This window comes from Pseudoalteromonas sp. OF5H-5, from assembly GCF_021530695.1.
In the GTDB taxonomy this organism is placed as follows: Bacteria; Pseudomonadota; Gammaproteobacteria; order Enterobacterales; family Alteromonadaceae; genus Pseudoalteromonas.
On the sequence record NZ_JAKGBF010000011.1, the window covers coordinates 165,922 to 186,695 of the forward strand.

The following is a 20,774-nucleotide window of genomic DNA, read 5'->3' on the forward strand; positions in this document are numbered from 1 at the left end:
CAGAGCAAGCTTATCGAAGCGCTGCAGCCCAAGTTAGTAAATCTAACCTTGTAGCGTTTGCTATAAGACATCAACATCGTGCCTAATTCAGGATTTCAGGAGCGCAAATGACAGCTAAGAAAAAGCCATTGGTATTAATGATTTTAGACGGTTGGGGCTATCGCGAAGAAAGCGAGAGCAATGCTATTTTAGCAGCCAATACCCCAGTATTAGATGAACTATGGCGCTCTGCTCCGCACACCTTGATTTCAGGTTCAGGCCTTGATGTTGGTCTACCGGATGGACAAATGGGGAATTCCGAAGTTGGCCACGTTAACCTCGGTGCAGGACGTGTGGTTTATCAAGACTTCACGCGGATCACTAAAGCGATTGACGATGGTGAGTTTGAGCACAATCCAGCTCTGGTTGAGAATATCGACAAAGCAGTGGCAAAGGGAAAAGCCGTTCACCTAATGGGGTTATTGAGCCCAGGTGGCGTTCACAGCCATGAAGATCACATTGTTGCGGCAATTAAATTAGCAGCTGAGCGCGGTGCAACCGTTTATTTGCACGCATTTTTGGATGGCCGCGATACACCACCTCGCAGCGCACAAGCATCAATTGAAAAAATGGAAGCCTTGATGCTGTCACTCAATTGTGGCCGACTAGCGTCTATTATTGGTCGCTACTATGCTATGGACCGTGACAATCGTTGGGACCGCGTCGAGTCTGCATACAACCTGATGGTAAGTGGCGACGCTGATTTTACTTATAGTAATGGCGTTGAAGCGCTACAAGCAGCTTACGCGCGTGATGAAAATGATGAGTTTGTTAAAGCATCAGTGATCACCGAAGCTGGGCAACCTGCCGCTACTATCAATGATGGTGATACGGTTATCTTTATGAACTTCCGTGCAGACCGAGCACGCCAGATGACCCGTGCTTTTGTCGATGCTGACTTTAACGGCTTCGAAAAACGCAAGGCACCGGACCTAAGTGCGTTTGTTATGATGACTGAGTACGCGGCCGACATTAAAGCCCCTATCGCTTTCGCGCCTGAAGCACTTGTCAATGTGCTAGGTGAATGGCTAGCTAAGCACAACAAAACTCAGCTGCGTATTTCAGAAACGGAAAAATATGCCCATGTCACTTTCTTCTTTAGCGGCGGTCGTGAAGATCTCTTTGAAGGTGAAAAACGTGAACTCATTCCTTCTCCACAAGTCGCCACTTACGACTTGCAGCCAGAGATGAACTCAGAAATGCTAACAGATAAGTTAGTTGAAGCCATTCATAGCGGTGAATTTGACGTCATTATCTGTAACTACCCGAATGGTGATATGGTTGGACACTCTGGCGTATTTGAAGCCGCAGTAAAAGCATGTGAAGCCGTTGATAAGTGTATCGGTCGTGTGGTTGCAGCGTTAAAAGAAACCGGTGGTGAAGCTCTGATCACAGCAGACCACGGCAATGCTGAGCAAATGCAAAACCCGAAAACGGGCCAAGCTCACACAGCACACACCAGTGAGCCTGTACCATTTATTTATGTAGGTCGTGATGCAGAGCCACAAGCAGGAAAAGCACTAAGCGATGTTGCACCAACAATGCTGCATTTACTTGGTATGGAGCAGCCTAGCGAGATGACAGGCACTCCAATTATGCGTTTAAAATAACGGCCTGCCTGTATGCCGTTAAAAACGACATTTCACTATGCCGCACTTCTCGGTGCGGCGTTACTCATGACAACAGCGCCCACTGTTGCCAACGAATCTAGAACCAAACAAGACTTAAGCGAAGTTCAGCAACAGCTTAAAGCTAGCCAACAAGCATTAGAAAAGCAGCGCGGTGAAATTAACAGTCACGAAGCAAAGCTCAAAGCCTTCGAACTTGATATTGCCAAAAGTGCCAAAGCTATCTCACTCACAGAAATCGGGATCAAAGAAAACAAAACCGAGCAGGCTGAACTTAAAAAGCAAGAAAGCACGCTGTTAAACGACAAGAAAAAATTTGAAAAGATCCTTGCGGCTCAGCTAAAAAGTGCCTACATGACGGGCTCTCATGATTATTCTAGAATGTTACTTAATCAAGAGCATGCCACAAAGCTCGAGCGCACCATTGCCTATTATGATTACCTAAATAAAGCACGCATTAAACAACTTGAACAACTCAAATCTATCGGCCAAGAATTGGCACAGACTCAAGCTGAGTTAGCAAGAACACAAGCACGCTTAGAAGCGCTACAAAACCATCAGAATGAACGCTTGGAAGCGCTCAAGAAGGCGCAGCAAGAACGTCAAAACCAGCTTGCAAACCTAAATAACAAACTCAGTGAAACACGCTCTGCTATCGCTTATTTAAAAGAAAATGAACAAACCTTAATCCAAACGTTAGAAGAGCTTGCCAAGGCACAAAGAGAAGCCGAAGTACGTTTAGATGGATTAGCCAAACTCAAAGGCAAAATGAGTTTACCAACCAAAGGTCGAATTAAACATAAATTCGGCCAAAGCAAACATGCAGGCATGAATTGGAAGGGCGTCCTCATTGGTGCAAAAGAAGGGGCTGAAATTGCGAGTGTCGCCCCCGGTCAAGTTGTGTATGCAGATTGGTTAAATGGCTTTGGCTGGGTTATTGTGCTCGATCATGGTCATGGTTTTATGAGTCTATACGGCCACGCACAAACGCTGCTTCGCGATGTTGGCGATCAAGTTCGCAGTGGTGAAGTGATCGCTTTGGTAGGACAAAGCGGCGGACAAAGAGATCCTGGTCTATACTTTGAAATACGGCATAAGGGAAGCGCTGTAGATCCGATAAAATGGTGCAGATCCAGTTAACTGAATAACCCGTGCTGCACCTTGATGAGGAGCAGCACATGAATAGACAAACCCGTTTTTACGCGCTCGCAGCGCGCTATGTTGCATTATTAAGCTTCCTGCTTTTGTTAAGTTTTAGCGCTTTTAGTCACGCGTCTACACAAAAGTTCTCGGCTCAAGAAATCGATGAAATTCTGTATCATATTCACACCTATTATGTTGAAGACTTGCCTCTGAGTCGCTACAACGCGGGCAACTTATCGAGCCTCTTCGATAATTTAGATCCCTACTCTAAATACCTCAATGAGGAAGACTTGGAATCCATCTTCAGTGCAGCAAATGGACGCTACACAGGGCTTGGTATTGAAGTCGAAGAGCAAGATAATTACGTGATTATCTTGGATACCCTGCCCAATTCACCAGCAGCCCAAGCAGGCATAGAGAGCGGTGATAAACTCCATGCAATCAATGGCGCTAATGTTGCGGGCAAATCGATAGAAGAAGTGTCTGCCCTACTCAAAGCTGCAAATAAAAATCTCATCAATTTAGTAGTATTAAGACAAGACGAGCTGGTTGCACTTGAGCTTAAACGTCAAGAGATAGTCATTGAAAGTGTCGCCAGTAAACTCTTAAACGACGGCACCGGCTTTTTAAGCGTCAACAGTTTTAATCATCACACCTACCATGATGTTGCAAGACACATAAGCCGACTACAAGTACAGTTAGGTAGTCCATTGAAAAAGCTGGTTATTGATTTACGTGACAACCCCGGCGGTACACTTAATAGTGCCGTGGCAATCTCAGATCTTTTTTTAGACAGTGGCACAATCGTCACGACCAAAGGCCGCTTCTATGACGCCAATCAGGCTTACATTGCAAAGCGTGGAGATATTTTAAATGGTGCGCCTATTTTGGTATTAATCAACAATAATTCCGCTTCAGCGGCCGAGATTTTAGCCGCCGCACTCAAGGATAATAAACGTGCCTTAGTCGTTGGCTTACGTTCCTATGGTAAAGGTTCAGTGCAATCCTTGATCCCAATTGGCAATGGTACTACTGCATTAAAGTTAACGACAGCGAGATACTACACACCAGCAGGTACATCAATTGAAGGTAAAGGCATAGAGCCCGATGTATATTTTACCAAACAAGCGCTTTCCCTGTTGGATAAAAGCGCTATAATCACTGGTGAAGAATCAATCAAAACAACAGGTATTGAACAACTTGCCTCGCATTGGCCTAAGGCACTGGCGTTAGTTCAATCACAGTAAATAAAAACGGTCCTGTAGGGCTGTAAACTATAATAATAATTTGTGTGCTAAAAAAAATAATCGGGATAATACTGGCCTGCATGACTTTTGCAGTGCCAGCAAAACAGTTTGCCATTGTTATAGACGATATTGGCAATCACCAACGTGACTTAGAGTTGCTGTCCTTACCGGGTGGGATCACCTTTTCGATCCTGCCCCACACCCCTTTTTCTCAACAATTTGCCTTTGCAGCCAGTCGCCAACAACGCGAGCTTTTATTACATGTGCCAATGCAGGCACAAGACACGGAAAAGGCCCTTGGCCCGGGCGCATTAACCACCGATATGGAAAAGTGGCAGTTGCAAATGACACTTGGCAATGCGCTATCGACACTGCCTCAGGTTAAAGGCGTAAACAATCACATGGGCTCAGCATTAACAGAACAAATAGAGCCAATGAAATGGACAATGGAAATACTAAAAAAGCGCGGATTATACTTTTTGGATAGCCGTACCACTAGCCACAGTCAAGCCCAATATGCTGCCAACCTTTACGGCGTAAAAAACGTCGCTCGACAGATCTTTCTAGATAATGATATATCCACTGAGGCGCTCAACAAGCAGTGGCAACATATGCTTAAGCTACTTGATAATCACGAGCATGTTATTATCATTGCGCACCCATATAAGGAAACCGCCGCCTTTCTTGCAGCCAAGTTAGCTGAGCTTGAAAGTATTGATGCCAAACTTGTTCCCGTGTCTCAACTGGTTGAACAAAAATACGTACGACTTGCAGAAATTGCTGAGCAACACGCTATTTCCGGGCAATTAAGGCTCCAAGAATAAAGATTAGCAATGATTATCATCAGACAATTTCAAAGCGGCGAAGAAGCAGTGTTACGCAAGCTTATGTTTGACACAATACGCTCGGTAAATATACAGCATTACTCCAATAGCCAAGTTAATGCATGGGCACATAGCGACGTTGTCGATAAAAGCTGGCAAGACCGATTAAGGAGCAATCAGCCCCTTGTCGCCGTACTAAATGGTAAAATTGTTGGCTTTGCCGATATCCAAGCTGACGGTCTTATTGATCACTTTTTTTGCCATGCAGAACATCAAGGCCAAGGCATAGGTAAAGCACTTATGCTCGCACTCTTAGAACACAGCAAAATAACCAACACAACGCGCTTATTTTCCCATGTTAGTAAAACGGCTAAACCTTTCTTTGAATATTTTGGTTTCCAAGTGATAAAGGAACAACAAGTGAAGGTTCGTGGCGAAGTGTTAACTAATTACCTGATGGAAAAGAGTATGCCTGCCTGCTAGCAGGCATACGAACTTTCTTCCCTAATCTATGGGCGCAAACCGCGTGGGTAAGGCACTAAATTGCAAGGATGGATTTTGCTTCATCCACTTTTTCTTATTAGGGATTTGGATCTTAAATTCATCATCCGTCACAAACTTTTGGGTTTTACCCTTGGCATCCACAAACTGAATTGATGCAGGCTCGGTAAATGTAAACTCTAGTTCATCAAAGCTTGGAGCAAACCAAGACAAGCTACCTGCCATCAACTCAACAAAAGCGTCCATATCCTCTAAAAGAATAAACAAATCGCGATACATAACCTGCTGCTTAGTCAACGGCGCTATATCGGTATTGACCAGAATCGCAACGGCACCTTTTTCTTGATTGATCACTAAATTAACTTGATCTGCACGAGACTGCGGGAGAATAGGTAAATCAATACTGCCGTCTTTGTCTATGATACCGTTGGCAATGATCTTGTCATCTTGCTCCAGCCAAAGTTTAACATCCTCAAGCGCGATATCAGGCTGCTTCACTTCCACTGTAAATTTAGACAAGATATATTGCGACTGCGCTTTGTTGGCGATTAAATCTAGAATTTGATTAATCTCACCATATTCAACACTTCGCTCAGCGGCGAAAACAGAGTTGCAAAGTAAGCTCGCAACAGCACCTAACATCAGTAACTTTTTCATTGGGTTATCCTTTCTTATTGTTGTCTTCATAAGAGGAGCTCTTCGAGAAATAGTTCAAAACTTGATCTCAATTCCATACATGCCAAATAGATCAAGCTAAACTCAACATAAGCATATGGAGTGAAAAGGAGTAGCAGATGACCCAAACCGTAGCTGATTTAATGACCCCAGATCCGTTCGCAGTGATTGCTGAAAATACCTTGCAAGATGCGCACAATTTAATGAAAGAAAAAAATGTTCGTCACATTCCAGTGATTGACGAAGCAGGAGCCTTAGTTGGTATGCTCACGCAAAAGATTATGATCGCCAAGGTAATGGGAATAATGGCAACCTATGGCGCAAATGCGCTTGCCAGAAAAGAAAAGCAAACAAAAGTACAAGATATTATGGCGACCGATTTTGCGAGCGTGCGCCCAAGCCAATCACTACAAGATGTGGTGCGCTTTTTTGTCGATAATCGCCATGGCTGTATGCCTGTGGTAGACGAGCAAAACAAATTGGTTGGAATACTGACTTCATCAGACTTTGTGCGACTCGCTGCTGCACTCTTGTCTTAAACGTGGTAACAAGCGAGTGTATTCCACTGTCTCGCGGAATACACTCAGCTAACTGCATGATTACGCTTTTTCTTGAAGCGTTCTCGCTACGGTTCTCATGCCTAAGGTCGTTGCACCTGCGGCCCATTGACCACTAGCGCTATTTTGGAAAGAAGCCGCAAGGTCGATATGCACCCAACCTTGACCTTCGTTTGGTACAAAGCGAGACAGGAAACCCGCTGCATTTGATGCACCACCAAAGCCGCCACCTTTTTGCGCTCGGCTGTTAGCTGTATCCGCATAAGGCGATGGACAGTTATTTTGGTGCCACTTTTCTAGAGGCAATGGCCACGCGGCTTCAAATTCGTCACTCGCGAACTGCTGTACATCACCGACAAGTGTTTTGTCTAAACCAAATAACGCATTGTACTCTTGGCCTACAGCAACGAGCGCGGCGCCCGTTAATGTCGCGGCATCAATGATAAGCTCTGCGCCTGTTTCACCGGCAGCCATCAAGCCATCAGCAAGCACCAAGCGACCCTCTGCATCGGTATTTACGATTTCAACTGTGGTACCATTTTTGTAGGTAAGAATATCACCTAACTTATAGGCATGGCCTGAGATAAGGTTCTCAGCACAACATAGGAACAACTTAACACGACGGTCAAAACCACGTTGAATAGCCAGCGCTAAACCAGCCGTTACTGTTGCCGCACCGCCCATATCACACTTCATCGTAAGCATGCCTTCGCTTGGCTTAATCGAGTAGCCACCTGAGTCAAACGTGATCCCTTTACCCACAAGTGCTGCGCTAACTGGTGCGTCATCATTACCTGTTGGGTTGTAGTCAAGCTCAAGCAACACAGGAGGACGCTCACTGCCGCGTCCCACTTCGTGGATACCAATCCATTGCTGCTCTAACAGCGCGTCGCCTTTAATGATTTGATAGCTAACATGCTCAGGTGCCAATGACTGAATAAACTCAGCCGCTTTTCCAGCAAGGCTTTCAGGATAAATATCTTCGGCCGTCCCGTTGATCATCTGACGCATCCATGTTGCCGACGCTTTTAGTGCATCAAGTTCGTTAAGACTTGACTGGTCGTTGTCAACAAACACCACACCATCTAATGCTTTTGGTGACACAAAACCTTGATAAAAAGCCCATTGAGATTCAGTACACCACAAGCCACCTTCTAGATGAACTTGTTTAATCCCTTGTTGTGCGATGCTACGAGCCGCCTTTTGAATATTCTTCAGCGTTTCGTCTTGTTGTAAATGGATAAAAGCACCGTCCTTTTCAAACGACAATGCAGCACCAGCAGATAAATACTCTGGTTTTGCGTCTTCACTCAGTCGTACAATAAATTTCTCTGACATTCTCTTTTCACTCTTGTGCTTGTAAGTGTGGTTAAGTGTACACTAGCCACTAAATACACCCAACCTAAAGCGACCAATGAAGTTTTCTAGGCAATTACAACAAGCAACCTTGCTCAAACGATATAAACGCTTTCTTGTCGATTTACGCGCCCCAAGTGGTGACGAATTCACCGTACACTGCGCCAATACTGGTAGAATGACCAATTGTGCTGACCCGGGATTTACGGCCTATTACTCCACCAGCGATAACCCTAAACGAAAGTACATTCATTCGTTGGAGCTGACGCAAGATAATGATGGTCATTTTATTTGTGTAAATACAGCGGTGGCCAATAAAGTGTCTGTTGAGGCCATAGAGCAAGGAAGAATAACGCAACTGCAAGGCTACAAAACACTTCAAACTGAGGTGAAATACGGGGCTGAAAATAGCCGAATTGATATTTTGTTGAGCGACCTCGAAAATGGACAATCCTCGCAATTCTGCTACGTTGAAGTAAAGTCGGTGACTTTGCTCGAGCAACAGCAAGGTTTTTTCCCTGATGCAGAAACCTTAAGAGGTCAAAAACATCTTAGAGAATTAATCCACATTAAACAGCAAGGTCATCGTGCGGTGTTACTGTTTGCCGCGCTCCATACAGGGATAAATTGTGTCAAACCAGCCAGCCATATCGATCAAAAATATGCAGCGTTAGTAAAAGAAGCAATTTCTCATGGGGTAGAAATCATTGCTTACCGAGCGCATATTGACGACAACCAAGTACAATTAATTGAAGAAATTCCTTTTGATTACGCTTGACTTTTTTCATGCTGCCCACATATAGCCGTGATAGTTTTCTCCCCCAAATAGTTAAACATTGAAAAAAGTGGCTGACATTTGCAGTAAAAAAGTGTTTGCTAAGGGGTAAAGATTTTGCTATTTATACCCGCCGGCGAAAGCTGGGGTTATGTATTAAGGATTTAGGAGAATGGTATGCCAGACCAGAAAAAACTAGGGTTATTGGCTCAAGCCGGTGTAGAACCTTATCAAGAAAAGCCAGGCGAAGAATACATGAATGAAGCACAACGTGCTCATTTCAAAGCGATATTAGAAGCATGGCGTGCCGATCTACGTAATGAAGTAGATCGTACTAAGACACACATGCAAGACGAAGCGGCAAACTTTCCTGATCCTGTGGACCGTGCAGCGCAAGAAGAAGAGTTTTCTCTTGAACTGCGTACTCGCGACCGCGAGCGTAAGCTAATCAAGAAAATTGAGAAAACACTTCAACTTATCGAAGATGATGACTTCGGCTTTTGTGAGTCGTGCGGTATTGAAATCGGCATTCGCCGTTTAGAAGCGCGTCCAACAGCTGATCTTTGTGTTGATTGTAAATCTCTCGCAGAAATCAAAGAAAAACAACAAGGCAGAGGATAATCTCAGCCCTGTGTCCCCAAGCTTAAAGCAAACTGGGAGCTATCGCGGTCGATTTGCTCCCTCGCCTTCCGGACCGCTTCATTTCGGCTCTCTTGTGGCCGCCCTGAGTAGCTATTTAGATGCAAAAGTCAATCAAGGTAAATGGCTCGTTCGCATCGAAGATATAGACACACCGCGTGTAGTTGCGGGTGCTGCCGACAATATATTAACCACTCTTGAAGCATATGGCCTTTACTGGGATGAAGACGTTGTCTATCAATCGCAGCGCCATGCCCTATACCAAGCCTATTTGACGACACTAAAATCAGACTCCCTTGTGTATGCGTGTCAATGTACTAGAAGGCAAATTAAAGCAATGGGTGGGTTTTATAACAATCATTGCCGAGCTTTAGCGCTAAGTTGGCAAGATAACGCTTTGCGCCTACAGCAGCGCTGTCCAGTTACTGAATTTAATGATGCAATACAAGGCACGGTTGTCATTCCCCCTGCAATTGCGCATGAAGATTACATCGTTAAACGCCGCGACGGCTTATTTGCTTATCAATTGGTGGTGGTCGTTGACGACATAGAGCAAAAGATTAGTCATATCGTGCGTGGTGCCGACCTGCTAGAACCCACAGCAAGACAAATTAGTTTATTTCGACAACTCAATCGGCCATCACCTAAGTACGCTCACGTACCACTGGCTGTCGCAGAGCCCGGATATAAGTTATCTAAGCAGAATCATGCTCCAGCTATTGATAACCGCAACCCGTTACCAACCCTTTATGCCGCGCTGCGTTATTTGTATGTGCCAGTTGATTCTCTCCATAATTATCAAGATATTGAGGCATTACTGGCTCACGCTATTGACATTTTTAGTCTAGATCGCGTTCCTAAAGTACAAGAAATTCAACTAGACTCTCTAGAAAATGGCGATTTTGCTTTTCGCCCACTGTTTTCAAGTACTTCAATTTAGTCTCATTTGAGTATATGATAGCGAGCCTTAAATGCGACCTGTTTTAAGACAAAAGCAGTGGTTCACAACGACTAGAATAGAAAACTTGATTGCTCAGGAGACGAGTTATTATTTCCAAGCTTGTAAACTTTTGCCGCCAGTTTGTAACTGGAAAAGGCGATGAGACGGTGAAAATGGCCAGCCCGACACCTGCGATAATTCCTCGCAGCGAGCATGGTATATCTCGTAAACAATTTAGCCCTAACGCTATCAAAGTGCTCTATCGCTTAAAAGACGGTGGCTATGATGCCTACCTAGTTGGTGGTTGTATCCGCGATATCATGCTAGGAATAGAGCCTAAAGACTTTGATGTCGTTACCAATGCGACACCTGAACAAATCAAAAAGCTCTTCCGTAACTGTCGCTTAATAGGTCGTCGCTTCCGCCTTGCGCACATTGTTTTTGGACGAGAAATTATTGAAGTTGCCACCATGCGTGGCCATCATCAAAGTGATGACTCTTGTGCCACGACAAGTCAAGCCAGCGAACACGGGCAGCTATTACGCGACAATGTCTACGGCAGTATTGAAGAAGACGCCGAGCGCCGCGACTTTACTATCAATGCGCTATATTATTCGATCAATGACTTTACTTTACGCGACTTTGCCGGTGGTGTTGCTGACATTAAAGCGCGTAAAATTGAGCTGATTGGCGATCCTGAAACTCGCTATCGCGAAGATCCGGTACGTATGCTGAGAGCTATCCGCTTTGCAACCAAACTGGATATGGAGATTGCTACGCCGACCCGCACTCCGATTAAAGCATTAGCGCCGTTACTTGGGCATATCCCAGCTGCACGCTTGTTCGAAGAAACGCTAAAGCTATTTTTAAATGGTAAAGCGGAAGAAAACTTTCTTCAGATGCGTGAATACGGCTTGTTTGCACAATTATTCCCGGCGTTAGATAAAATCCTAGCACAGCCTGATAATGACTTTGAGCGTCGCTTTATTCAGCAAATGTTTGCCAATACGGATAGCCGTATCAACGCGGATAAAAAAGTAACCCCTGCATTTATCTATGCAGCACTTTTATGGTTCCCTATTTTAGCTAAAAGCGAAGCGCTCGCGGCCGAAGGTATGAATGAATATGATGCCTTTATGCAAGCCATTAATCACGTCCTTGCTGAAAATGCTAAACACGTTGCAGTGCCTAAACGCTTTACTTTAGGTGCCCGAGATATCTGGCATATTCAACAACGCCTAGATAAACGTTCAGGCCAGCGTGCATACCGCCTAAGCTTGCAGCCGAGATTCAAAGCCGCATATGATTTCCTATTATTGCGTGTTGAAAGTGGTGAACAAGAGCAAGAAGAACTTGCAGCTTGGTGGACTGACTACCTCAAGAATGACGTCACCGGCCAAAAAGACATGGTGCGCAACTTAGGTAACCAAAGCAAACCTAAGCGTCGTTATAATAGACGTAAGCCAAAAAGAAAACCGAAAGAAGATTAAATGAATATTGCGTACATTGGATTGGGTGCAAACCTATCCGAACCGATGGCACAAATACAGCGAGCACTCGATGTGCTCGCCGCCCATCCAGACCTCTCGCTTGTCCAGCACTCTAGCCTGTATGGCTCAAAACCTATGGGCCCTCAAGATCAACCTGATTATGTGAATGCCGTAGCAAAACTAGCGACATCATTAACAGCAGCATCTTTACTCGATGTGTTGCAACAAATAGAGCTTGAACATGGTCGTGTACGCAAAGCTGAGCGCTGGGGACCGCGCACGCTCGATTTGGATATACTGCTTTTTAATACCGACACCATTAACAGTGATAGACTGACGGTGCCACATTACGGCTTGAAAGAAAGAGAATTTGTCGTCTATCCACTGTTAGAGATAGCACCAGAACTCAAATTACCTGATGGCACTGAGCTTAGCTCTTTAACACAAAAGTTACCACTTAACGGATTAACAATCCTCAAATAAACCAATCCAAGGGGTTTACCATGGCAAAAATTTCCGTCTCAACACTTGCCAAAATGAAGCGTGAAGGAACAAAAATAACAGCCCTCACCGCATACGATGCAAGTTTTGCAAAGTTATTTCACGACAATGGCGTAGATGTCATCTTAGTGGGTGATTCTCTGGGTATGGTTTTACAAGGTGGTGAAGACACTTTAGCCGTTACCACGGATGACATTGCCTATCACACCCGTTGTGTCAGAGCTGGTAGTAAAGAGCTATTCGTTATCGCCGATATGCCTTTTATGAGCTATTCAGATCCGCAGTCAGCCTGTCAGAATGCAGCTACCTTGATGCGCTCTGGTGCTAATATGGTTAAGCTTGAAGGTGGTGAATGGCTTTACGACAGCATTGCACTGCTTACTCAGCAAGGGATCCCAGTTTGTGGTCATTTAGGTTTAACCCCACAATCAGTGCACGTGTTTGGCGGCTTTAAAATTCAAGGTCGTGAAGAAGCACAAGCGCAAAAGATGATAGCCGATGCACAAGCGTTAGAACGTGCTGGTGCACAAATGATTGTGATTGAATGTGTACCTTCAGCACTGGCTAAACGCATTACCGACGCAGTGACAATTCCAGTCATTGGTATTGGCGCAGGTAAAGAAACCGATGGCCAAATTTTGGTTATGCATGACTTGGTTGGTATTTCTGCAGGATATATTCCTAAGTTTTCGAAGAACTTCCTGCTCGAAACTGGCAACATGCCAGATGCGGTGAAAAAGTTTTGTGCAGACGTGCAATCAGGTGAGTTCCCGGGGCCTGATCACGAATTTAATTAAATTTGTGATGAGCGATGCTTATCGCTGAGTCTGATCCAAGCGTTTTGTTTGGGTTAGTATTGTTATTATTGAGTTAGAGTACAACATGCAATCAGTTACTGAGATTAAATCGTTACGAAGCCAGATTAAAGCTTGGCGCCAACAAGGGTTGAGCATTGCCTTCGTACCAACGATGGGCAACCTTCACCGTGGTCATTTTTCCTTAGTAGAAAAAGCAAAAACCCTAGCGGATAAAGTCGTTGTCAGTATCTTTGTAAATCCAATGCAATTTGGTGCGAACGAAGACCTCGACAGCTATCCACGTACGCTTGAGCAAGACAAGCAAGGCCTTGCAGAACTAGAAACTGATATTGTGTTTACGCCTACCGTTGAGACCATATATCCTAACGGCCTAAATGCGCAAAGTTTTGTTGATGTGCCGGGAGTATCTGAAGGACACTGTGGTGGTACACGCCCTGGACACTTTCGTGGCGTTGCAACGGTTGTCACTAAACTGTTTAACTTAGTACAACCTGATTTTGCCTGCTTTGGTGAAAAAGACTTTCAACAGTTACAGGTCATCAAAACAATGGTGAAAGACTTGTCTATGCCTGTTGAAGTGATTGGTGTTGCGACTCAAAGAGAAGTTTCTGGACTGGCGATGAGCTCACGTAATGGCTACCTCTCTGAATCAGAAAAAGATACTGCTAAAGTACTTTTTCAAGCACTAAAAGCAGCAGCTGGCGCTTTAGAAAACGGCGAAAAAGATTTTTCGAAGGTAACAAAAAATGCAACAGAAATGCTGCATAATGCAGGTTTAAAGTTGGATTATTTTAACATTTGTCAAAAAGATAGCTTGAAACCTGCTACACTCGAGGATAGTCAACTCGTCATTCTTGCCGCAGCTTTTCTCGGTAAAGTCAGACTGATTGATAATATTCAAGTCACAGTCTAAGGAATAATAATGAAAATTGCGTTCGCCTTGTTAGTACTTTCTACCACCCTACTGGGGTGTAGTAACTCTATCTCACCTGAGTTGAATCAATGTGCACAACAGAATTATCAATGCGAGCGCAACTGTGAGATGCAAAACACGCCAGAGACAATGTCGTTACAGATATGCACGGATAAATGTATTGAGCAGTATAATGCCTGCAAAGTACAGGCTGAAAAAATTACCGAGAGCAAACGATAGTTTGCTCTTTTTTAGCAAAAAATCCCCTTTATTCTTTTAAATACAAATACCTCCTGACTCCATCAGTTATTTTTTATTCACCTTTTTAGAATATTTTGCGATACAATAAACTGGTCTGATGAGATAGACATACAACACCAACTTAGCTTGGCTTAAGGCTTGATTTACTAAACAATGCAGGTTGTAAGCACTAACTTTTCTTAATAACTTGTTATTTCTGGTTTTTATTCTAATCTCTAAGACAAAAGTAACACGACTGTTGAGCTCAGTATCAGTGCTTTTAATGCGTGTTACAGACACGACTCTTTGCAAAGAAAATGGGAATCAATATGAAAAAATCTGCAATTGCATTAGCGATAGCGCTTGGGACAGTGAGTTTTCAAAGTGCCGCTGAGATCAGAATTAATGGTTTTGCTTCCATTATTGGTGGTCAAACGCTAGATAGTGACGACACACTATATGGCTATGATAATGATTTTGATATGGAAAATCGTAGCTTATTTGCTTTACAGCTGTCCGCCGATCTACAAGAAAGTCTAACTGCCACAGCACAGATCGTAGGTCGTGGCCAGAATGACTTTGATGCCGAGTTTGAATGGGCATACTTAACTTATGCGATTTCAGATTCTTCGCAGATAAGCGCAGGTAAAATGCGTATACCATTCTATCGCTATTCTGACTTTTTAGATGTGGGCTATGCATACCGCTGGGTTAAACCACCTCAATCTGTATATAACCTAAGCTTTAGCACCTATAACGGATTGAGTTATATCCATAATTCGACATTAGGGGAATGGGAAAGCACTGTACAGCTAGCTTTAGGCAGCGTAGATGACGAAATTGTTGCTATTACCTATTCAGATGAAGCTGAGTTAAATAACACGGTAGGTATTAACTGGACACTAAGCAGAGATTGGTTCAGTGCGCGTGCGGCCTACTTTGCTACCGAAGCGAGCATTAGCGCAGCTAATAGCCCTGAACTATCGGGATTATTGGCAGGGTTAACTGGCTACGGGCTAACGCAACAAGCGGATGATATTGCTGTCGATAAAGATGATGCTTACTTTGCCGCGATTGGTATTGCTATCGACTACAACGATATCTTGTTCGATGCAGAATACACTCAGTTTGAAGTGGATAACAGCATACTTGCTAAACAACAGCAGTATTACGCTTCCCTCGGTTACCGTATTGATGCATGGACAGTCCACCTAACCTACGAACACAATGAAGATAAGAATGACAACGACGAGTTTAACTCTGTCCCACTCACCATCACCGCTCCAAATGGTGTAACCATTCCTGTCACGACCGATCCAACCAATCCAAATGCACCTTATTTAAGAACACTTGTTAATGGTGCGCTTGCAGGCGCTCGTGCAGAATCAGAAACGTGGAGTATTGGTGCACGTTATGACTTCCATCCGTCAGCAGCATTCAAGATTGAACTAAACCAATTCGATAACACGCTAACAGATCAAAAAGTTGAACTGTTGAGCTTCGGTATCGATTTAGTATTCTAACGGAGGTTAATATGATTAAAAAAATAATGACCTTAGGGCTACTATTAGCCAGTCAGGCAGTTTTAGCAGATGTTGCTGTTATCGTGAACTCAGCAAATGCATCTACTGTAGATGATGGTACTATCAAAAAATTATTCCTTGGCAAAAGCAAATCATTTGCCGATGGTAGTAGTGCGACCCCTGTGAATCAGGATGGTAACGCGGTATTTGACGAGTTTAACGACAAAGTGATTGGTAAATCTAGCTCTCAGCTAAATGCCCATTGGTCTAAATTAGTATTCACCGGTAAGGGAACACCTCCGAAGAAGCTAGATAGCGATCAAGCGGTAATCGATTTTGTTTCGAGCAATGCAGACGCAATTGGTTATATCGATGCTACTAAAGTAACCGGTGCCGTCAAAGTGATTGGTAAATACTAGGGCCTGTTGACCTTTGCTGTTTGATTTTTGTTCTTCTGAGTGGGTTTTGGTCGCGACGCCCGACTTGCCGCCTAGTGATCTAGGCAAAAGTTGAGCAACAATGAACAAAGCGCACTCAGGTGAACCCAAAGGGCAGCGCTTGATTGGCATTTCTACTGTGTTCTCGCCTGACTCACATAGAATGACTATGCTACGCAGGCTCTGCCTTGTATAAATACCAATCAAACTGCTGCAAAAGCAAACTTGAAAGATAAACAGGCCCTAATATTCCTTATCAAATAAAAACAGCCACTTAATGTGGCTGTTTTTATTTATCGTTTAAAAATTAAAGCATTAGACTCTAAATTTTGAGGTTGCATCTTTCAAGTTGTCGGACAGTACATGGAGATTCTCAGCAACGTCTTGTACTTCATTCAACGCTTGCATTGTGTCTTGGAAAGACTGGTGCATAGATGTCACATTGTTTACTACCATAGCGGCTACCGAGGTCTGTTCCTCCGTTGCCGCAGCAATTTGACCATTCATGCTATTAATTGACAAGATTTGTGCTGCTATCTGCTCAATCGACTGCCCAGTTTGTGCAGCAGCTTCAGCATTATTAATTGCCATACTGCTTGCACTTGTCATTGCTTTCACCGCTTGATTTGCTGCTTCTGTTAGCACATTTAAAAGTTCTCTTATCTCATTGGTCGACTTTGCTGTTCTTGAGGCTAATTCGCGGACTTCATCAGCAACCACCGCAAAACCTCGACCTTGCTCACCTGCACGAGCCGCCTCAATCGCAGCATTCAAGGCAAGTAAATTGGTTTGCTCTGCAATCGATGTGATCACATTTAAGATTTGCGTCACGTTCTGTGTATCATCAGCTAGCTTATTGATCGTCTCTGCTGCATGATTAATTTCTTCACTTAGTGCTTGTGATTCGTTAACTGACACCTGAATTTGGCGCTTACTCTGCTCAACTTCTTGTTCGGCCAGCTGAGCAGCATCAGAAGCTTGTGACGCTGAATGAGAGATATCACCCACACTTAACCGCATTTCTTCCATAGATTGACGTACTACTTCCGCGTCATGCGTTTGTTGATTCGTTGCCCCCTCAGCTTTTTCCATCCCCTGAATAAGGCGACTTGAGTCTTTCATCAAAGGTTCGACGACACTCATCACCTCAACAACAGCCCCTTTTAGTAACCCGACAAATTCATTAAAGTTTATGGATACCTGGCCAATTTCATCGTGAGAGCGCACATTGAGCGTGGTGGACAAAGAACCCTGCCCTTGCGCTAATAGTTTCAGATTTTGCGCCGCATCCTTAGCCGAGTTGCCTATACCTCTTGCGATCATAACCGCTAAGAAAACCAGCACAAGTAAAGAAATAACGGCCACAATCAACATTATCGTGAGCGCGTTTGCTGAGCGCTCTTCGGTATTTTGAAGTAATTCAACAAAACGATCATTCGCGTTCGTTTTAGCCTTGGTAAAATCTGCGACTAAGCCTTCGTAGATTTCAGTTTTCTTTTTGGCATCTTCTTGGATACGAGAAAAATCAGCTGTACCATCTATCATTCCTCCAGCAATTTGTTGCGCAATTTTGCCGTACTGCGTAAGTTCATCGCTATTATCTGAGGGCATAAAGCCACTTTGTACCGACTCAATTTTTTGCAAGTTAGCTTGGATTTGCTGTTGATATTCTTTTGCTTTATCTAATAATTCAGCATCCCCGAAGGTTACAGCTTGAGTGAATAGCTCATCTAAATTCTGCAGCTTATTTGCGTTTTCTGTGGCGAGGTTAAGAATTTTGTATGTCTGCTCCTCTAATTCATTTAAGGCCCTTTGGTTAGAACTAATAGCGTTGTAATTAACAAACACGATAACCACAAAAGCGACAACCGCAACGAGCGTAATTGCGTGGATCTTTTTGGTGATACTAAGATCAGCAAAAGCAGTACCTAGACTCATATATACACCTTTTGAAGTAAGACGAGTTCATTATCGACTGATTTATTATAAATTTTAACTAAATATAGAATATTTCCAGCTTTTTTGCCGCCTGAGGATGAAGATTTAAACAAATTATTCAATCTGGGAACATATAAGTGTGAAAATAAAAAATGCCGCTCAATGAGCGGCATCAATAACAACAAGTAATTAGCGGGTTGAGTAATTGATTAAAGTAAACCTAACTTTTTCAATTCACGTGTCGCCATTTCGCTAGAAAGAGGAACGTAACCATCTTTCTCAACAATCTTTTGACCTTCTTTAGACAATACCATCTTCAAGAATTCAGCCTCGATAGGTGCTAATTCTTTATTAGGGTGCTTGTTCACATATAGATATAGGAAGCGAGACAGTGGGTATTTGCCCTGTGCCACATTTTCTAATGTTGCATCAACGTAGTTCGTGCCTTTTTTCGCTAGTGGTACGGTACGTACGCCTGACGTTTTATAACCAATACCAGAGTAACCAATCGCATTCACTGAAGACGAGATAGACTGTACTACAGACGCAGAACCTGGCTGCTCGTTAACATTATTGCGGAAGTCACCTTTACACAGTGCTTTTTTCTTGAAGTAACCATAAGTACCAGATACTGAGTTACGACCATAAAGCTGAATATCTTTTGCTGCCCAATCACCCGTTAGACCAACATCACTCCAGCGATTTGCCTGTGCTGCCGAACCACACTTGCGCGTTGAAGAGAAGATTGAATCAACCTGTTCAATTGTTAAGCCTTCAATTGGGTTATCTTTGTGTACAAATACTGCGAGCGCATCAATTGCTACGCGGATTTCTGTTGGCTTATAACCATAACGCTTTTCAAAAGCTTCGATTTCTTTTGACTTCATCTTACGGCTCATAGGGCCGAAGTTTGCCGTTGCTTCCGTTAGTGCTGGTGGCGCAGTAGAAGAACCAGCAGCTTGGATTTGGATATTTACGTTAGGGTAAATTCTTTTATATTCTTCTGCCCAAAACGTCATCATGTTGGCAAGCGTATCAGAACCTACAGAAGAGAAGTTTCCTGAGATACCGCTGGTTTTATTATACTCTGGTAACTTTTCGTCTAAAGCAGATACTTGAGTAGAAACTAATGTAGTAATAGCCACACCCATTGCGGCAACTAAGCTTTTAAATTTCATTGGGGTCACTCCAGTTGTTGGTCCCAGTTATTTTACGCAGCTCATTGTGCAGCGATAAAATGACAATAAAATTACTCTTAAATTACACTTTTATGACTTTCATCATTTGTCATAAAAATTCGCTTTTGTTTGGGGAAAGCAAACCAAAAGCGAGAGCCTTCACCCACTTTGCTTTCAATATGTAAAGCTGAGTCATGACGAGATAACACATGTTTAGTAATTGCTAAACCAAGACCCGAACCGCCTGTTTTTCGGCTTCGTGCTTTATCCACACGGTAAAAACGTTCAGTTAGTCGGTTAATGTGTTCAGGCGCAATACCATCACCATTATCGACGACACTAAACGTCGGCAAGTCGTTTTCTAAATACCAACGTACACGAATGTGCCCACCGGGTTTGGTGTAATGAATAGCATTAAAAATTAAATTTGAGTAAGCACTGCGTAACTCATCCCCAGCCCCTTTGATATCCAAAGTCGGATCAATATCAAAAACGAGCTCATGGCCCTTTTCCTGATTAAGTGACTTCGCTTCGGTATGAATAAGATCAAGCATGGCAGGAATATTCACGGCTTTGTCATTGTCTTGCTTTCTCGCCCCTTCGATTCGAGACAAGGAAAGAAGTTGATTTACCAGACTATCCATCCGTTTACACTGATCTATCATAGTGCCATGTGCTTTAGCCCACATCGCGGGGGGTGGCATATTATCGCTATCCATCATCTCTAGATAGCCAGCCATGACGGTTAGCGGCGTCCTTAGCTCATGAGATACATTTGCGACAAAGTCTTTGCGCATTTGCTCTAATTGCTTTAGTCGGCTGACATCACGCGCCACTAGCATAAGCTGCTCGGCATAAGGCATGACTCGTATTTCCAACACTTGCTCATGTGCAAGTCCGGTCTCAAGCTCTAATGCTTCATCAAAGCGATGTTCATGCATGTATTTTACAAATTTAGGATCTCGGATAAGGTTATCCAATCTTTGACCATGATCTGTAGGCCATTGCAAACCTAACACTTTCAAAGCTAATTGGTTACACCACACAATACTGAGATCTTGTTGCAGTACAACGACCGCGTCTGGGATAGCTTCAGCCCCCTCACGAAAGCGTCGGATCAGTTCCGCGAGCTCATTACGCTTTTTACGATTACGTTGCTGAAGCTGATAGATCCCTTCAAACACTTGCTCCCAAGCGCCCTTACCTTCAGGTGGATTAAAACTACGTTGGTTGAGCAGCCAGTCGCTCAAACGATAGAGTTGTTTGTAATGCCAAACTAATAAGACGAAAGCACCTATGAAAAGAAACAGAAAAGGTGCACTGACTAAATAGCCAATTAAGGCTAGTGGTAGGAAATACAAAAACAGGCGTCTCGTTAACGCCTGTTTATCAATCACTCGATACATAGACTA

22 protein-coding genes are annotated in these 20,774 nt (G+C 43.6%); 16 read left to right on the forward strand and 6 right to left on the reverse strand.

All coding sequences use genetic code 11. From position 1 onward, the window contains the following. Positions 1-107: 107 nt before the first annotated feature. The 5 genes from gpmM (at position 108) to L1271_RS16650 (ending at position 5,364) form a co-directional block, all read left to right on the forward strand. Positions 108-1,649, forward strand: a complete 1,542-nt coding sequence (gpmM, locus tag L1271_RS16630; protein ID WP_235368315.1) for a 2,3-bisphosphoglycerate-independent phosphoglycerate mutase — start codon at positions 108-110, stop codon at positions 1,647-1,649. Between the two features lie 12 nt (positions 1,650-1,661). After that, positions 1,662-2,807 carry a murein hydrolase activator EnvC family protein gene (locus tag L1271_RS16635; protein ID WP_102057500.1) on the forward strand — a complete coding sequence of 382 codons (1,146 nt, stop codon included), beginning with the start codon at positions 1,662-1,664 and terminating at the stop codon, positions 2,805-2,807. A 38-nt stretch (positions 2,808-2,845) separates the two neighbouring features. After that, positions 2,846-4,057 carry a S41 family peptidase gene (locus L1271_RS16640; protein ID WP_010607577.1) on the forward strand — a complete coding sequence of 404 codons (1,212 nt, stop codon included), beginning with the start codon at positions 2,846-2,848 and terminating at the stop codon, positions 4,055-4,057. Between the two features lie 80 nt (positions 4,058-4,137). Continuing rightward, a complete protein-coding gene (locus tag L1271_RS16645) occupies positions 4,138-4,881 on the forward strand; it encodes a divergent polysaccharide deacetylase family protein (protein ID WP_102057501.1) in 744 nt (247 codons plus the stop codon). A 9-nt stretch (positions 4,882-4,890) separates the two neighbouring features. After that, positions 4,891-5,364: a GNAT family N-acetyltransferase gene (locus L1271_RS16650; RefSeq protein ID WP_102057502.1), complete on the forward strand. Its 474-nt coding sequence runs from the start codon at positions 4,891-4,893 to the stop codon at positions 5,362-5,364. Positions 5,365-5,385: 21 nt separating this feature from the next. On the opposite strand, the gene L1271_RS16655 is transcribed toward L1271_RS16650, so the two are convergent. Continuing rightward, complete coding sequence (locus L1271_RS16655) at positions 5,386-6,039, reverse strand: DUF2987 domain-containing protein (RefSeq protein WP_235368316.1); 654 nt, start codon at positions 6,037-6,039, stop codon at positions 5,386-5,388. Positions 6,040-6,176: 137 nt separating this feature from the next. Here L1271_RS16655 and L1271_RS16660 point away from each other — a divergent pair, with 137 nt between their 5' ends. Beyond that, on the forward strand, positions 6,177-6,596 hold the full coding sequence (locus tag L1271_RS16660; RefSeq protein ID WP_010378791.1) for a CBS domain-containing protein: 420 nt from the start codon (positions 6,177-6,179) through the stop codon (positions 6,594-6,596). Positions 6,597-6,656: 60 nt separating this feature from the next. Here the strand turns inward: L1271_RS16660 and pepB are convergent, their stop codons facing one another. Then, positions 6,657-7,952 (reverse strand): aminopeptidase PepB, encoded by a 1,296-nt coding sequence (gene pepB, locus L1271_RS16665; protein WP_102057504.1) that lies wholly within the window; start codon positions 7,950-7,952, stop codon positions 6,657-6,659. Positions 7,953-8,028: 76 nt separating this feature from the next. Here pepB and sfsA point away from each other — a divergent pair, with 76 nt between their 5' ends. The 10 genes from sfsA to L1271_RS16715 all read left to right on the forward strand — a co-directional run bounded on the left by sfsA (position 8,029) and on the right by L1271_RS16715 (position 16,228). Then, on the forward strand, positions 8,029-8,748 hold the full coding sequence (gene sfsA / locus L1271_RS16670) for a DNA/RNA nuclease SfsA (protein ID WP_010607573.1): 720 nt from the start codon (positions 8,029-8,031) through the stop codon (positions 8,746-8,748). 174 nt (positions 8,749-8,922) lie between these two features. Beyond that, complete coding sequence (gene dksA, locus L1271_RS16675) at positions 8,923-9,366, forward strand: RNA polymerase-binding protein DksA (protein WP_017216564.1); 444 nt, start codon at positions 8,923-8,925, stop codon at positions 9,364-9,366. Between the two features lie 10 nt (positions 9,367-9,376). Further along, positions 9,377-10,324 carry a tRNA glutamyl-Q(34) synthetase GluQRS gene (gluQRS, locus tag L1271_RS16680; RefSeq protein WP_102057505.1) on the forward strand — a complete coding sequence of 316 codons (948 nt, stop codon included), beginning with the start codon at positions 9,377-9,379 and terminating at the stop codon, positions 10,322-10,324. Between the two features lie 173 nt (positions 10,325-10,497). Further along, complete coding sequence (gene pcnB / locus L1271_RS16685) at positions 10,498-11,814, forward strand: polynucleotide adenylyltransferase PcnB (protein WP_029215927.1); 1,317 nt, start codon at positions 10,498-10,500, stop codon at positions 11,812-11,814. Next, positions 11,815-12,297, forward strand: coding sequence for a 2-amino-4-hydroxy-6-hydroxymethyldihydropteridine diphosphokinase (gene folK, locus L1271_RS16690; protein ID WP_010607569.1), 483 nt, complete (start codon positions 11,815-11,817; stop codon positions 12,295-12,297). It begins immediately after the preceding gene. Between the two features lie 20 nt (positions 12,298-12,317). Next, entirely contained in the window at positions 12,318-13,112 is a 795-nt protein-coding gene (gene panB / locus L1271_RS16695; RefSeq protein WP_010607568.1) for a 3-methyl-2-oxobutanoate hydroxymethyltransferase, read from the forward strand. Between the two features lie 85 nt (positions 13,113-13,197). Next, the gene (gene panC, locus L1271_RS16700; protein WP_102057508.1) at positions 13,198-14,046 is read left to right on the forward strand and encodes a pantoate--beta-alanine ligase; all 849 of its coding nucleotides are present in this window, start codon (positions 13,198-13,200) and stop codon (positions 14,044-14,046) included. Positions 14,047-14,055: 9 nt separating this feature from the next. After that, entirely contained in the window at positions 14,056-14,286 is a 231-nt protein-coding gene (locus L1271_RS16705; protein ID WP_010607566.1) for a hypothetical protein, read from the forward strand. A 329-nt stretch (positions 14,287-14,615) separates the two neighbouring features. Next, a complete protein-coding gene (locus tag L1271_RS16710) occupies positions 14,616-15,809 on the forward strand; it encodes a porin (protein ID WP_227386854.1) in 1,194 nt (397 codons plus the stop codon). 11 nt (positions 15,810-15,820) lie between these two features. Then, positions 15,821-16,228, forward strand: coding sequence for a phosphate ABC transporter substrate-binding protein (locus tag L1271_RS16715; RefSeq protein WP_102057510.1), 408 nt, complete (start codon positions 15,821-15,823; stop codon positions 16,226-16,228). Here L1271_RS16715 and L1271_RS24955 read toward each other — a convergent pair. The 4 genes from L1271_RS24955 to phoR all read right to left on the reverse strand — a co-directional run bounded on the left by L1271_RS24955 (position 16,118) and on the right by phoR (position 20,768). Beyond that, positions 16,118-16,378 (reverse strand): hypothetical protein, encoded by a 261-nt coding sequence (locus L1271_RS24955; protein WP_081489986.1) that lies wholly within the window; start codon positions 16,376-16,378, stop codon positions 16,118-16,120. The two genes, L1271_RS16715 and L1271_RS24955, sit on opposite strands and share 111 nt — an antisense overlap. A 183-nt stretch (positions 16,379-16,561) precedes the next feature. Next, positions 16,562-18,184 carry a methyl-accepting chemotaxis protein gene (locus tag L1271_RS16720; RefSeq protein ID WP_010607563.1) on the reverse strand — a complete coding sequence of 541 codons (1,623 nt, stop codon included), beginning with the start codon at positions 18,182-18,184 and terminating at the stop codon, positions 16,562-16,564. A gap of 209 nt (positions 18,185-18,393) precedes the next feature. Continuing rightward, positions 18,394-19,362, reverse strand: coding sequence for a PstS family phosphate ABC transporter substrate-binding protein (locus tag L1271_RS16725; protein ID WP_017216573.1), 969 nt, complete (start codon positions 19,360-19,362; stop codon positions 18,394-18,396). Between the two features lie 77 nt (positions 19,363-19,439). After that, complete coding sequence (gene phoR / locus L1271_RS16730; RefSeq protein WP_010607561.1) at positions 19,440-20,768, reverse strand: phosphate regulon sensor histidine kinase PhoR; 1,329 nt, start codon at positions 20,766-20,768, stop codon at positions 19,440-19,442. Positions 20,769-20,774: the final 6 nt, after the last annotated feature.